The 14,521-nt window shown below is 73.1% G+C and carries 12 protein-coding genes; 4 read left to right on the top strand and 8 right to left on the bottom strand.

Features of this window, described 5'->3' with window-relative positions; all coding sequences use genetic code 11:
* Window positions 1-68 precede the first annotated feature (68 nt).
* The 4 genes from OG470_RS11380 to OG470_RS11365 all read right to left on the bottom strand — a co-directional run bounded on the left by OG470_RS11380 (window position 69) and on the right by OG470_RS11365 (window position 3,559).
* Complete coding sequence (locus OG470_RS11380; RefSeq protein ID WP_328423442.1) at window positions 69-1,028, bottom strand: GNAT family N-acetyltransferase; 960 nt, start codon at window positions 1,026-1,028, stop codon at window positions 69-71.
* A gap of 59 nt (window positions 1,029-1,087) precedes the next feature.
* Window positions 1,088-1,843 (bottom strand): SCO6745 family protein, encoded by a 756-nt coding sequence (locus tag OG470_RS11375; protein ID WP_328423441.1) that lies wholly within the window; start codon window positions 1,841-1,843, stop codon window positions 1,088-1,090.
* Between the two features lie 104 nt (window positions 1,844-1,947).
* Entirely contained in the window at window positions 1,948-2,925 is a 978-nt protein-coding gene (locus OG470_RS11370; protein WP_328423440.1) for a hypothetical protein, read from the bottom strand.
* 4 nt (window positions 2,926-2,929) lie between these two features.
* A complete protein-coding gene (locus OG470_RS11365; protein WP_328423439.1) occupies window positions 2,930-3,559 on the bottom strand; it encodes an MBL fold metallo-hydrolase in 630 nt (209 codons plus the stop codon).
* 93 nt (window positions 3,560-3,652) lie between these two features.
* Between OG470_RS11365 and OG470_RS11360 the strand changes: the two genes are divergently transcribed.
* Window positions 3,653-4,639, top strand: a complete 987-nt coding sequence (locus OG470_RS11360; protein WP_442931189.1) for a DUF4349 domain-containing protein — start codon at window positions 3,653-3,655, stop codon at window positions 4,637-4,639.
* On the opposite strand, the gene OG470_RS11355 is transcribed toward OG470_RS11360, so the two are convergent.
* Complete coding sequence (locus OG470_RS11355; protein ID WP_328423438.1) at window positions 4,596-5,855, bottom strand: amidohydrolase; 1,260 nt, start codon at window positions 5,853-5,855, stop codon at window positions 4,596-4,598. The two genes, OG470_RS11360 and OG470_RS11355, sit on opposite strands and share 44 nt — an antisense overlap.
* Before the next feature lie 543 nt (window positions 5,856-6,398).
* Complete coding sequence (locus tag OG470_RS11350; protein ID WP_328423437.1) at window positions 6,399-7,982, bottom strand: acyl-CoA mutase large subunit family protein; 1,584 nt, start codon at window positions 7,980-7,982, stop codon at window positions 6,399-6,401.
* A 206-nt stretch (window positions 7,983-8,188) separates the two neighbouring features.
* On the opposite strand from OG470_RS11350, the gene OG470_RS11345 reads away from it, so the two are divergent.
* Entirely contained in the window at window positions 8,189-10,252 is a 2,064-nt protein-coding gene (locus OG470_RS11345; protein ID WP_328423435.1) for a serine/threonine-protein kinase, read from the top strand.
* A gap of 48 nt (window positions 10,253-10,300) precedes the next feature.
* Complete coding sequence (locus OG470_RS11340; RefSeq protein ID WP_328423433.1) at window positions 10,301-11,980, top strand: phospho-sugar mutase; 1,680 nt, start codon at window positions 10,301-10,303, stop codon at window positions 11,978-11,980.
* A gap of 61 nt (window positions 11,981-12,041) precedes the next feature.
* Here OG470_RS11340 and OG470_RS11335 read toward each other — a convergent pair whose 3' ends face one another.
* Entirely contained in the window at window positions 12,042-12,719 is a 678-nt protein-coding gene (locus OG470_RS11335) for a GOLPH3/VPS74 family protein (protein ID WP_328423431.1), read from the bottom strand.
* A gap of 74 nt (window positions 12,720-12,793) precedes the next feature.
* Complete coding sequence (upp, locus tag OG470_RS11330; protein WP_328423429.1) at window positions 12,794-13,426, bottom strand: uracil phosphoribosyltransferase; 633 nt, start codon at window positions 13,424-13,426, stop codon at window positions 12,794-12,796.
* Between the two features lie 133 nt (window positions 13,427-13,559).
* Here upp and deoC point away from each other — a divergent pair, with 133 nt between their 5' ends.
* Window positions 13,560-14,519 (top strand): deoxyribose-phosphate aldolase, encoded by a 960-nt coding sequence (deoC, locus tag OG470_RS11325; RefSeq protein ID WP_328423427.1) that lies wholly within the window; start codon window positions 13,560-13,562, stop codon window positions 14,517-14,519.
* Window positions 14,520-14,521: the final 2 nt, after the last annotated feature.

Here is a 14,521-nt window from a genome sequence, read left to right as displayed (position 1 = left end):
TATCGCACGCCCTCAGTCTGCTCCCGACGCCGGCCGGACCGTTCGTCGGCCCCGGCCGGGGTCGTCAATCACACACCGGCCGCCGGGACGAGCACCTCGAACATGTCGGTCCACCGCGTCTGCCGCAGGCCCACCGACCGGTAGAGCGACAGCGGCGCGGTCGGGGTGGTGAGGTCCACCCCGAGGCCGGCCGACTGCCGGCCCTTCTCGGCGTAGCGGGCGAAGGCACGGCGCAGCAGCGCGGCGCCCACCCCCCGCCGGCGGTACGCGGGCAGCACCGACAGGCTCCGCACGAAGCCCTCCTGCTGGTCGAGCGCCTGGTCCGAGGACTGCAACGCACCGGCTGGTACCCCGTCCACCTCGGCGACGAACCACTCGTCCCAGGCGGTCACGTCACCGATCCGGGCCCGCCACCGCTCGTACGACAGCGGCTCGTGGTCCGGGGTGTCGCCGAAGGCGATGTCGTGGATCCGGTGGAACTCCCGCAGGTCGGCCTCGTCGTCCGGGCGGACCGGGCGGACCGTCACGCCGGGCGGCGGGGGCGGCTCGGCGGGCAGGTCGGCCAGCGGACGGCTCATCCGGACGTACCGCTTGGCCAGGGTGAACCCGGCCGTGCGCAGGTCCCGTTCCCAGTCGCGTTCCGGCTCGAAGACCGCGCACCGGACGGTGAGCGCGGGCAGCCCCCGCTCGGCCGCCCGCTCGGCGACCCGGTCCAGTTGCCGGGCCAGCAGCGGAGCCCGCACCGCGGCGGCCCGCTCCGGGTCGACGTAGACCTCCACGAACTCCCGGCCGACCCCGGTCGGGTTGTCCAGGGTCGCCCAGGCGACCACGGCGTCGTCCGGGTCCACCGCCAGCCAGGAGTCCCGCGCGGGGTCGAAGAAGGGGGCGCCCAGCGACTCGGCGACGTCCTCGGCGTCGAAGTCGGGATGGCCGATGGCGAAGGTGTCGGCGGCGTGCACCACCGCGAGGATCGCCGGAACGTCGTCGAGGGTGGGCCGGCGCGTGGTCCAGCCAGCGGGAAGGGTCACGGCAGGTGATCCTGACAGCCGACCGCCGCCGGCGCCGCCCATTTTTGGACAGCCCGTCGTCACCGGCCGAGGGGCAGCGTGGGGGCGAGGTCGGCCCGGGTCCGGTGCAACAGCTCCACCAGCTCGGCGCCGTCGGCGGCGCCGAGCACCGCGAACGCCGGCGCGGCCAGCCGGTTGGTCACCGCCTCCGCCCAGAGCCGCCGACGCACCAGCGGCCCGACCGGCGGGTACGGCGGCGGCCAGCCACAGGCCACCGCGCCGGCCTCCCCCTCGGGCCCGGCCAGCACGGCCTCCAGCGGGGTCATTCCGGCGGCGCGCACCGCCAGCAGGTAGGCGCCGGTGAAGTGTTCGCGGAGCAGTCGCAGCCCTGCGGCGCTCCGTGCGCCGGCGGAGAGATCCGGCAGCGGCATGGCCCGCCAGGCGGCGAAGAGCGGCATGCCACTGGCGTCCGCCGCCGTCACCGCGCGCTCGACCAGCCCGGCCAGGCGCTCGGTGCCGGGCAGCGCGCCCAGGTGCTGCGTCCCCCACCGGCAACACTCGGCGAGGCTCGCGGCAGCCACCTCGGCCGGCCGGAGGACCCGGGCCGCGGCGTCCCAACCGTCCGCGACCGCGTCCGGGGCGATGAAGCCGAGGGCGGCGGCGGCCGTCTCGGCCCGTACGTCGCCGAGCGCGCCGGCCCTGCCGCTGATGTAGAAGGCCCAGCCGGAGATGCCGAGCAGCCGAGCCCGGCGCAGTGTGGTCGGGCATCGACTGAACCCGTCGCCCAGGTCGAGCACGACCGGCTTGCTGGCGGCGGCGACCTGCTCCGGCGTCATCCGAACGCCACCCCCGGGCGCACCGGCCCACCAGCCACGGCGGATTCCCGACCCGGGACTGCCAGCCCGCGACGGCCCGCCCGCTCGTCGTCGTCCATCGATGGTCAGTCTGCCGGGCCACCGCCGGAGTCCGCAGTCCCCTCTTCGGCCGCCAGCGCCTCGACCGCCGCCTCGACCTCGCCCGCGCGCCGCCGGGCCACGGTGACCGCCCGCTCGGCCGCGCGCCGGGCCAGCTTGGCCCGGCTGAGATCCTGCTCCGCGACCGCCCGCCGCCGCTCCAACTCGGCCAGCTCGGTCTCGATCCGATCGAGTACGGCGGTGCCGTCGCGCTCATGGTCGGTCGCCTCGGTCAATTCGGCTTCGGCACGCTCCTGGTCGGTGCGGGCCCTGGCCAGTTCCCGGTCCAGTGCCCGGCGCTGCCGGTCCCGCTCGGCGCGGGCCGCCCGTTGCGCCGCCCGCTCGGCCCGCTCTGCGGCCCGGTCGGTACGGGGGGCCGCCTCCTCGGGGCGGGCCCGCTGGGCACCGGGGCGGCGGACCGGGCGTTCCACGGCCGGCCCCTCTTCGTCGCCGGTGACCAGCCGCAACTGCGGGCGGGGCACCTCGCCGAAGCCGGCGTAGCTGGCCGCTCGGATCAGGCGTCCGGCCCGGACCTGCTCGGCGACCTCGGTGTCGGAGAGCGCCGCGTTCAGGGTCGCCTCCACCTCGGCCAGCGGCAGCTTGCTGGCCGGCGGGGCGTCCGGCTCCGCTGCGGCGAGCTTGCGGACCTCGGCGACCAGGGCGGCCACCACCGCCCGACGCTGCGCGGACAGCTCCCGGAGCCGAGGCCCGCGCAACTCCCGCTGGGCGGCACGCAGCGCGTCGGCGAGCTGGACGAGGTCGGCGACCAGCTCGGGGCGGTGGATGGCGAGCAGGTTGACCAGCCAGGCGGCCACCGTGGGGCGGCGCAGTCGGGCCAACTGCCGGGCGGTGGTCGGGTCGCCGGCGCGGCGGGCCTCGGACACGGCGGCGTCCCGGGCGGCCACGAACCGCTCCGGTGGGGTGCGGTAGAGCTGCTCCACCAGCTCCGGGGAGGGGCCGGGCATGGCCTCAGACGTCCACCCGGCTACCGGGCTCCAGACGCTGGTACTCGGTGCCGGACAGCGCGGCGTACTGCCGGTCGAGCACGCCCAGCCCGTTTGCGTTGAGCAGCCCGTCATGCAGCGCGTACGCACGCCGGGGGGCGACCGCCCGGATGAAGTCGACCACCTCGGAGAACTTCGACCAGGGGGCGTGGATCGGCGCGAAGAGCGTGTCGACCGGGGTTTCGTCCGGCACCACCAGGGCGTCCCCGGGGTGGTAGACCACGTCGTTGATCAGGAAACCGAGGTTGTCCACCACCGGGATGTCCGGGTGGATCACCGCGTGCCGCCCGCCGTACGCGCGGATGGCGATCCCGGCGGCGGTGAACGACTCGCCGGCCGCGACCGGGTGTAGCGCCTCGGCCGCGTCGCCGAGGGTGCCGGCGAGCGAGGCGGGCCCGTGGATCGTGAGCGGTCCCCGGTCGAGCTGGAGACACACCGCCGCCACATCGAGGTGGTCGGCATGTTCATGGGTGACCAGCACCGCGTCCGCACCTTCCAGCGCTGCGGGATCGCTGAACACCCCGGGGTCGACGACGAGCACTCCCCCGTCGTGTTCCACCCGGAGGCAGGAGTGGGCGTACTTGGTGAGCCGCATCGTGACTCCTCGATTATCGAATCGTGACGTCCTCAGCGCAGTCTGCCGGAACCAGCCGACGAGCGCGCCGCGTCCGAGGTATCGCCACACCGGCTGACGACAGAAGGAGCGGGGATGGACGAACGGGCGGGACGACGCCACGGCACACTGCTGGCGGTAACGGCACTGGCGGCGGCGATGGTGTTGACGGGGTGCGGTGCCGGCGACAGCGGGGCGCGGGACACGGCCGGCTCGGCGGCCGACGCGCCGGCCGCGAACGGCGGCGCCGCGGACAAGGACAGCGCCGCGGGCGCACCGGAGGCGGCCGGGGCTGGCGGGCCCGGGGCGGCCGGGGCCGGCGCACCGGACCTGCGGATCGACCAGCGGGCGATCATCTACACCGGAGCGATGCGGGTCCAGGTGGACGATGTGGACGCGGCCGCCCGCGAGGTCACTGCCGTGGTCACCCGGGCCGGTGGCTTCATCGGTGGCGACCAGCGACACAGCGCCGAGGCCGACGCGGTGGCGGAGTTGCAGTTGCGGGTGCCGGCGCCGAAGTTTTCCGGCGTGGTGGACGAGATCGCCAAACTCGGCCGGCAGCAGAGCCGGGAGATCAGCACCCAGGACGTCACCGAGGAGACGGTCGACCTGGACGCGCGGATCATCAGTCAGCGGGCCCGGGTGGACAGCGCCCGCCGGCTGCTCGCCCGCGCCACCTCGATCACCGACCTGGTGTCGCTGGAGAACGAGCTTGGTCGCCGGGAGGCGGACCTGGCCTCACTGGAGGCCAAGAAGCGGCGGCTGGCCGACCTGACCGCCCTCTCCACGATCACCGTGTCGCTGGCCGGCCCGGCGGCGAAGACCGCCGAAGAGAAGACCGAAACCGGCTTCCTGGTCGGGCTGAAGGGCGGCTGGAAGGCGTTCGTCGCCTCGCTGACCGTCCTGCTCACCGTGCTGGGCGCGCTGCTGCCCTGGCTGGTGGCGCTCGGCGTACCGCTGGCGGTGCTGCTGCTGGTGCTGCGCCGGCGGCGGAAGGATCCGGCCCTGGTGGCACCGGTCAGCGCGCCGCCGCCAGTGCCCGCAGCGCGGTCTGCACCATGACGCGTACGCCGGCCGGGATGGCCCGCTCGTCCACGTCGAAGGACGCGCGGTGCAGGTCGACGTTGGGGCCGGAACGGCCCACGCCGAGGCGGGCGAGGGCGCCGGGGACGTACTCCAGATACCAGGAGAAGTCCTCGCCGCCCATGCTCTGCGGCGTCTCGGCGATCCCTTGCGGGCCGAGCGCGGCGGCGGTGGCTGCCGTCAGCACCTGGATGGCCCGGGAGTCGTTGCTCACCGGCGGCCGGCCGCGCAGGTACTCCAGGTCGACCGTGGCGCCGGTCGGAGCGATCACGTCGCGGACCACCTGAGCCACGATCTTGGGAGCCTGCTCCCAGGTGTCGCGGTCCATCACCCGCAGCGTGCCCGAGGCGCACGCCTCGGAGGGAATGACGTTGTAGCGGGTGCCGGCCGAGGCGTGGCCGAAGACCAGCAGCAGCCCGCTGTTGGCCGGCACCCGGCGGCTGACCAGGGCGGGCACCTCGGTGATCAGCCGGCCGAGCGCGTCGACCAGGTCGACCGTCAGGTGCGGACGGGCGGTGTGCCCGCCCGGTCCGGAGAGCCGGACGGTGACGTTGTCGGCGGCCGCGGTGATCGGGCCGACCCGCAGGCCGACCTGGCCCACCGGCAGGTTCGGGTCGCAGTGCAGCGCGAAGATCTGCACCACGTCGTCCAGGCCGCCGGCCTCGATGACCTCGAGCGAGCCGCAGGGCAGGATCTCCTCGGCGGGCTGGAAGATGAGCCGGACCCGGCCGTCCAGCTCACCGAGGTCGGCGAGCTGGGCCAGCAGCATGCCGACGCCGAGCAGGATCGAGGTGTGCACGTCGTGGCCGCAGGCGTGGCAGACGCCCTCCACGGTGGACCGATACGGCACGTCCTTGGGATCGTGCAGCGGAAGGGCGTCGATGTCGGCGCGCAGCGCGATGACCGGGCCGTCCTGGCGGCCGTCGACGTCGCAGATCACGCCGTTGCCCTTGGGCAGCAGCCGTGGGTGCAGCCCGGCCAGTGAGAGCTCCCGGGCGATCAGGGCGGCCGTCTCGAACTCCGTGCCGGAAAGCTCTGGGTGCGAGTGGAGGTGACGGCGCGTAGCGATCAGCCCTGGTACGCGGAGCGCGAGGAGGTGGTCCAGATCGCGGGGCAGAGGGATGGACCCGGGCGGCGTCTCCGGCCAGGACGACGCCAGCTGGCTGCCCGTGGGCAGCGTCAACGCACTCGTCACGTCGAATTCTCGATCACTAGAGATGGATGGATCATCGGGGACAGCAGACAGCCTAGACCTCCGGCGGTGACGCTGCGCAACCTCGTTACGGTAATGATCAGACCGCGCAGCGTCACGTATGCCCTGCTGAGGGCGCTCGGAGATGTGTGGGACAGCAGGTAGATCACGGTCGAACGCCGTCATCCGCCCCTCACCTCCTACAACGCGTAACCGATCTCGGCGGTCACGAATCCCGGCGCCACTCATGGGCCCCCGTTGCGAATTGTCGCATTAGTCCGGCTGATGAACGGACACTCCGACAATTAGCCGACCACGCTCCGCAACGAGCCGGATAAAGACGCTCACACGCACCCGTCCGCCGTGACCGCACACCGTGTGCGTCCGCGTTCACCCGGTCGGGTTACCCCTAAACCTGGTGGGCACACCCCGGACGCCGTCGGGGGCCACGCCGCCCCCGGCCTAGCCGGAGGATCCGCTTCCGACTGTAGCTCCGCCGACGCCCAGCAAACCCGCCTTGACCTGGCAAAACAGCCGATCGTCCGATCAGAACCGGTCGGTGGGCCGGTACAGCCCCCACGCCTCGCGCAGCGTCCCGCAGACCTCACCGACCGTGGCCCGGGCCCGCAGCGCCTCCTTCATCGGGTACAGCACGTTCTCCGTCCCGTCGGCAGCGGCCCGGAGCCCGGCGAGGGCCCGCGCCACCGCGTCGGCGTCCCGTTCGGCGCGCAGCCGGGCCAGCCGCTCGGCCTGAGCCGCCTCGATCGTCGGGTCGACCCGCAACGGCTCGTACGGCTCCTCCTCGTCCACCGCGAACCGGTTGAGCCCCACCACCACCCGCTCGCCCGAGTCGATCTCCTGGGCGATCCGGTACGCGGACCGCTCGATCTCCCGCTTCTGGAACCCGGCCTCGATCGCGTCGACCGCCGAGCCATGGTCGGCCACCCGCTCCATCAGCTCGACGGCAGCGGCCTCGATCTCGGCGGTCATCGCCTCCACCACGTACGAGCCGGCGAACGGGTCGACGGTGGCGGTCAGGTCCGTCTCGTACGCCAGCACCTGCTGGGTACGGAGCGCGAGCCGGGCGGCCTTCTCGGTGGGCAGCGCGATCGCCTCGTCGAAGCTGTTGGTGTGCAGCGACTGGGTGCCGCCGAGCACCGCGCCCAGACCCTGCACCGCGACCCGGACCAGGTTCACCTCCGGCTGCTGGGCGGTGAGCTGCACGCCCGCGGTCTGGGTGTGGAAGCGCAACATCATGGACTTCGGATCCTTGGCGCCGAAGTCGTCGCGCATCAGCCGGGCCCAGATCCGCCGGGCGGCGCGGAACTTCGCCACCTCCTCCAGCAGCGTGGTGCGGGCCACGAAGAAGAACGACAGCCGGGGGGCGAAGTCGTCCACGGCCAGCCCCGCCGCCAGCGCGGCCCGGACGTACTCCACGCCGTTGGCGAGGGTGAACGCGATCTCCTGCGCGGGCGTCGCTCCGGCCTCCGCCATGTGGTAGCCGGAGATGGAGATGGTGTTCCACTTCGGCACCTCCTTGCGGCAGTACGCGAACGTGTCGGCCACCAGGCGCAGCGACGGCTTCGGCGGGAAGATGTACGTCCCCCGGGCGATGTACTCCTTGAGGATGTCGTTCTGGATGGTGCCGTTGAGCGCCGAGCCGGGGACGCCGTTCTCCTCGGCGACGAGCTGGTAGAGCAGCAACAGCACCGACCCGGGCGCGTTGATGGTCATCGAGGTGGAGACCTTGTCCAGCGGGATGTCGGCGAAGAGCAGCCGCATGTCGTCGATGGAGTCGATCGCGACACCCACCTTGCCGACCTCGCCGTGCGCGATCGGCTCGTCCGAGTCGTAGCCCATCTGGGTGGGCAGGTCGAAGGCGACCGAGAGGCCCATCGTGCCGGCCCGCAACAGCTGGTGGTACCGCGCGTTGGACTCGGTGGCGGTGCCGAAGCCGGCGTACTGGCGCATGGTCCACGGGCGGGAGGTGTACATCGTGGGGTAGACCCCCCGGGTGTACGGGAACTCGCCCGGGCCGCCCAGGCGGGTGTCCAGGTCCTCCGGAAGGTCGGCCGCCGAGTAGACGTCCTTGATCGGGAAACCGGACTCACTTGACCGCCGTTCGCTCATCCCCGGATGGTAGGACCCGTGGGCGCGTCGTCGGGTGAGGGATACCGCACAGTGCGTCCCGACAGCTCAACAGGAGGTGAACGGTTGGCCACGTTCTGTCGAGTTGGATAAACGTCCGTCGCGTCGGCTTTCGCATCGGGCGTCGGAACCAGCAAGATAGGGGGGTTGTGTCCCAGCCCCCCTCGATTTCCCCCGGTGGCTTTTCTGTGACTCAGATCCCGACGTGGAGCGGCGGACCGGTTAGTTCCGCCAACGGACGAGCGGCGCCCGGCACCACCATCGGTGGCCGGTACTCGCTGCGGTCCTCGGTGGGCAACGGCGGCATGGGTACGGTGTGGCGCGCCACAGACACCCTGCTGCGCCGGGACGTGGCGGTGAAGGAGGTCGTCCTGCCCCCGGGGCTGGCCCCCAGCGACCGCGACGCCATGTACGAACGCACCCTGCGCGAGGCCCGCGCCGCGGCTGCCATCCAGCACCCCGCGGTGGTCCAGGTGTACGACGTGGTCACCGAGGCCGGCCGGCCGTGGATCGTCATGGAGCTGTTGGACGCCCGCAGCCTCGCCGACATGGTGATCGAGGACGGGCCGGTCGCGCAGCGCGCGGTTGCCAAGATCGGCATCGCGCTGCTCGGCGCGTTGGAGGTCGCACACGCGATCGGCGTGCTGCACCGCGACGTCAAACCGGCCAACGTGCTGATCTGCACCGACGGGCGCTGCGTGCTGACCGACTTCGGGGTCGCCCGGATGCCCACCGACGTGCAGCTCACCACCCCCGGCATGGTGCTCGGCTCGCCGCACTTCATCTCGCCTGAGCGGGCCATGGGCCAGGAGTTCGGGCCGCCGAGCGACCTCTTCTCGCTGGGTGTGACGCTCTACACGGCGGTCGAGGGGCGGCCCCCGTTCGACAAGGGCGACCCGATCGAGACCATGCACGCCGTCGTCGAGGACCCGCCCGCCCCGCCGCAGCGCAGCGGTCCGCTGACCCGGGTGCTGATGGGCCTGTTGGAGAAGGACCCGGCCCGCCGGCTGGACGTGCACACCTCCCGGTCCATGCTGCGCGAGCTGCTCGCCGGCCCGCTGGGCAGCACCGCCACCGCCGTGCACTCGGTCACCGACCCGTACGCCGTGGTGCCGGTGCAGCAGCGACCGGCGCCCCTCGCCCTGCCTGCCCAGCCGGAGCCGAAGCCGGACAACCAGATCGGCGGCCGGGCGATGCTGGCCCCGGGCGAGTCGTTGACCGACCGGCTGGCCGCGCTGCGCCGGGGCGAACGCCCGCAGCCGGCCGGCGCGGCCGGCGCCACCGGGCTCGACGAAACCAGCGCCGACGCGCTGGCCGGCCCGCTGCACACGCCCACCGGCGCCATGCCGGTTCCCGGCCGACCCGCTACCGGGCGCACCTACGGCGGCAACGCGGACGCCACCCAGCGGGTGGACGCCGGCGGGCACCCGGACGCCACCCAGCGGGTCAGTTACGGCAGCCGGTCCGACGCCACCCAGCAGGTCGCCTACGGCGGCGCGCCGGAGGCCACCCAGCGCATCGGCGGCACCTACGGCGGTGGAAACCAGTGGTCGGTGCCCGGCACCGGGCAGCCCTGGGCCACGCCGCCTGCCCCGTCGGGCGGCGGCGCCCTCGGCAAGGTCCGTGCCACCGGTGGTCAGCTGGTCAGCACCGTGAAGGGCTGGCCGCGCAAGGTGCAGTTGGCCGCGGCCGGTGGGCTGGTCGTGGTGCTGCTGCTCGGCATCGTGGCGCTGTCCAGCGGCGGCGACGAACCCCCGCCGGTCACCCCCCAGGCCCAGCCCACCGCGTCCGCCCCGGCTGATCCGGGGGTGGAGATGCAGGAGCACTCCGCCCGGGGCGTGCAGGTGCTGGTGCCGAAGGGCTGGAAGAAGTCCACCGGCGGCAGCTACACCGACTACATCGACCCGGAGGACGACGGTCGCAAGATCCGGATCCTCACCGAGAAGTGGACCGGGACGCCCACGCGCTGGGCGGAGAGCGCACAGAACTTCCTCCGCACCAAGAGCACGTCCTGCAAGAAGCCGTACGAGCAGGTCGCCATCAGCGAGCGGGAGTCGGCGGGCAGCCCTGGCGTCGAATTCGAGTACACCTGCGGCGAGGGTGGCGACATGCGCCACGGGGTGTGGCACGCGGTGGTCAACGACGGCAAGGCCTACTCGTTCTACCTGTCCTCCAGCGACGCCCGGTACGGCGAGAGCAAGCCGATCTTCGACGAGATGGTCCGGACGTTCCAGCTCACCGGCGACGGCTGAGCCGGAGGGAACCGACAGCGGTGATCCGCCGCCGTGCTATCAAGGGGCATGGCGGCGGACACCACTGAAATCGACGACATTCGCGAGCAAGCCCGGCGCTGGCTCGCCGACGACCCGGACCCGGCCAGCCGGGATGAGCTGACGGCAGTGCTCGACCGGCTGCCGGCGAGCGCCCCGGAGTTGGCCGACCGGTTCGCCGGGCCGCTGACCTTCGGCACCGCGGGCCTCCGCGGCCCGCTGCGCGCCGGTCCCAACGGAATGAACATCGCCGTGGTCACCCAGGCCGCCGCTGGCCTGGTCGGCTGGCTCGCCGCCCAGGGCGGCACCGGCCCACTGGTGATCGGGTACGACGCCCGGCACGGCTCCCGCGAGTTCGCCGAGCGGACCGCCCAGGTGGCCACCGGTGCCGGCCGGCCGGCTCTGCTGCTGCCCCGCCCGCTACCCACCCCGGTGCTGGCGTACGTGGTGCGCCAGCTCGGCGCGGTCGCTGGCGTGATGGTCACGGCCAGCCACAACCCACCGCAGGACAACGGCTACAAGGTCTACCTCGGCGCCGAGCTGGGCGGGGAACTGGGCGCGGGAGCGCAGATCGTGCCGCCCGCCGACGCCGGTATCGAAGCCGCCATCCGCGCGGTCGGCCCGCTGACCCGGGTGCCGCTGGGCCAACCCGGTCAGGTGCTCGGCGACGACGTGGTCGCCTCGTACGTCGAGCGGGCCACCGCGGTGATCGCGCCGGACGGGTCACGGGACCTGACGGTGGCGTACACCCCGCTGCACGGGGTGGGCGCCGCGGTGCTCACCGCCGCCTTCGCCCGCGCCGGCTTCCCGGTGCCCGGTGTGGTGCCCGATCAGGCCGAGCCGGACCCGGAGTTTCCCACCGTGTCATTCCCCAACCCGGAGGAGCCGGGAGCGGTGGACCGGCTGATCGCGTTGGCCGACTCCACCGGCGCCGACCTCGCCATCGCCAACGACCCCGACGCGGACCGCTGCGCGGTGGTGGTCCGCGACGGCACGACCGACGGCGGGCAGAGCTGGCGGATGCTGCGCGGCGACGAGGTGGGCGTACTGCTCGCCGACCACCTGATGCGCCGCGGGGTGACCGGGCTCTACGCCACCACCATCGTCTCGTCGTCACTGCTCCGGGCGATGTGCGCGGCCCGGGGGCTGCCCTACGACGAGACGCTGACCGGCTTCAAGTGGATCGTCCGGGCCGGCGGCGGGAGCGCGCCGCTGGTCTACGGCTACGAGGAGGCGCTCGGCTACTGCGTCGCCCCGGAGCACGTACGCGACAAGGACGGCATCACCGCCGCGCTGACCGTGGCCGAACTGGCCGCCGGCCTCAAGGCGCAGGGTCGTACGCTGACCGACCGGCTGAACGAGCTGGCCGCCGAGTTCGGTGTGCACCACACCGACCAGCTCTCCGTCCGGGTGGACGACCTGCGGGAGATCGCCCGAGCGATGGCCCGGATCCGCGCGGCCACCCCGACCACGCTGCTGGGCCACCCGGTCGACAGCACCCAGGACCTGCTGCCGGAGGCGGACGTGGTGATCCTGCGCACCGGGGCAGCCCGGGTGGTGATCCGGCCGTCCGGCACCGAGCCGAAGCTCAAGGCGTACCTCGAGGTCGTCGAGCCGGTCACGGACGGCGACGTCGCGGCGGCCCGGACCGGCGCGCAGGCCGCGATCGCGCAGCTCCGCACCGAGATCGCCGCCGCCCTCGGCCTCTAGTGCGAGGAAGGGCCCCTTGCCGACGCCTGGTGCGTGGGCAAGGGGTCCTTTCGTGTCGGGGTCAGGCGCGCTTGCCGAGGGCCTGGTCGACGGCCTTCGCCAGGGCGGCGACGACCAGGCCGACCGAGGGGCGGACCACCGAATCGTCGGTGCTCACCTCGCCGGAGAAACCGGCGCCGGTGGCGATCTCCGCCAGCCGGCGGCGGGCGTCCGCGGCGGCCTCGCCGGTCACCCCGAGCGCCGATTCCATCCGGAGCACCACGACCAGGGTGGCCAGCGCGGCGGTCCGCTCGTCCGGTGCGGCCACGCCGGTCAGCGCCTCGGCCAGCCGCAGCCGGGTTTCCGCCTCGACGGACGTGTCCACCACCGGGTAGCGGTGCACGTGGATGAAGCCCAGCTCGGTCTCGTCGATGTCCCGGACCACGCCCTGCCGGCACAGGTCACCGAGGATCCGGTCGCGCAGGCCGTGCCGCAGGCGCTGCACCCACGAGGCCGGGGTGTGCGGGGTGTCGGCGGCGATCCGGCCGAGCACCTCGTCGGTGACCGGCTCGCCGGTGGGCGTCGGGTCGACCACGGTCAGGGACCCGTCGGCGTACGCGATCCGGCCGGCCAGGGCCAGCTCGACCAGGACCGCGGCGGCCATGCCCAGGTCCAGGCTGATCCGCGGCATGGTCGCCTTGCCGGTCGTGTCGTCGTAGGCGAGGAGCAGCAACTCCTCGGCGAGCGCAACACCAGTCATGGCCGGAGACGGTAGCGGGTCCGCGCACCACCGCGCGCGAACCCGCCGGACCCGGCACCGACCGGGGTAACGCGTCAGAAGCGGGGCATGCCGCCGAACTGGCGGTCGCCAGCGTCACCGAGCCCGGGGACGATGAACTTCCGGTCGTTGAGCCCCTCGTCGATCGAGGCGGTGACCAGCCGCAACGGCAGGCCGGAGCGTTCCAGCCGCTCGATGCCGACCGGCGCGGCCAGCACGCAGAGCACGGTGATGTCGGTGCAGCCCCGATCGGCCAGCAGCCGGCAGCAGTGCTCCAGCGAGCCACCGGTGGCCAGCATCGGGTCGAGCACCAGCACCGGCAGCCCGGACAGCTCCCGGGGCAGCGACTCCATGTACGCGCGCGGCTCGTAGGTCTCCTCGTCGCGGGCCAGGCCGACGAAGCCCATCGAGGACTCGGGCAGCAGGCCGAGCGCGGCGTCCGCCATGCCCAGGCCGGCCCGCAGCACCGGCACCAGCAGCGGCGGGTTGGCCAGCCTGGTGCCCACGGTGGCGGTGACCGGCGTCTGCACCGGGTACCGCTCGACGGGGAAGGAGCGCGCCGCCTCGTACACCAGCATGGTGGTCAGTTCGTGCAGCGCGGCCCGGAACGTCGAGGAATCGGTGCGCGAGTCCCGCATGGCGGTCAGCCGAGACTGGGCCAGCGGGTGGTCAATGACGTGTACGTCCACGATCGCTCAACCTACCGGTCCGTCCGGCGTGGCGGTGCGGCTGCGGCCGGACCAGCGACGCCGCTCACGCCGGCGCGTCACCGGGCGGGCGTGAGCAAGATCACTCAGTGTTCCCGTGCGTAGACTTCTCGGCATGACGGCGACAACGACGTCGGCCCGGTCGGAGCTCTCCGAGCTGGGACGATCCGAGACCGCTCTGCGGACCTTCCTGCACGGCCTGCCCGGCGTGGACCAGGTCGGCGCGGAGCAGCGGGCGGCACAGCTCGGCACCCGCTCCATCAAGACCACCGCGAAGGCCCAGGCGATCGACCTGGCCATCCGGATGGTCGACCTGACCACCCTGGAGGGGGCGGACACCCCCGGCAAGGTGCGCGCGCTGGCCGCGAAGGCGCTGCGCCCGGACCCGGCCGACCCGTCCTGCCCACACGTCGGCGCCGTCTGCGTCTACCCGGCGATGGTCCCGTACGTCGCCGAGGTGCTGCGCGGCAGCGGAGTGCACCTGGCCAGCGTGGCGACCGCCTTCCCATCGGGCCAGGCGCCGCTGGAGATCAAGCTCGCCGACACCCGGGCCGCCGTCAAGGCCGGTGCCGACGAGATCGACATGGTCATCAACCGGGGCGCGTTCCTGGCCGGGCGGTACAAGGAGGTCTACGACGAGATCGTGGCCACCAAGGAAGCCTGCGGGGACGCCCACCTCAAGGTGATCCTGGAGACCGGCGAGCTGGCCACCTACGACAACGTGCGTCGGGCCTCCTGGCTGGCCATGCTGGCCGGCGGCGACTTCATCAAGACCTCCACCGGGAAGGTCCCGGTCGCCGCGACGCTGCCGGTGACCCTGGTGATGGTGGAGGCGGTCCGCGACTTCCGGGCCGCCACCGGGCGGCAGGTCGGCGTGAAGCCGGCCGGCGGCATCAAGAACACCAAGGACGCGATCAAGTACCTGGTGATGGTCAACGAGACCGTCGGCCCGGACTGGCTCGAGCCGGACTGGTTCCGCTTCGGCGCGTCCAGCCTGCTCAACGACCTGCTGATGCAGCGCACCAAGCTGACGACCGGCACCTACTCCGGTCCCGACTACTTCACCCTGGACTGATA

This window comes from Micromonospora sp. NBC_00389 (genome assembly GCF_036059255.1).
Lineage (GTDB): Bacteria > Actinomycetota > Actinomycetes > Mycobacteriales > Micromonosporaceae > Micromonospora.
This window is presented reverse-complemented; position numbering and strand designations above follow the sequence as displayed.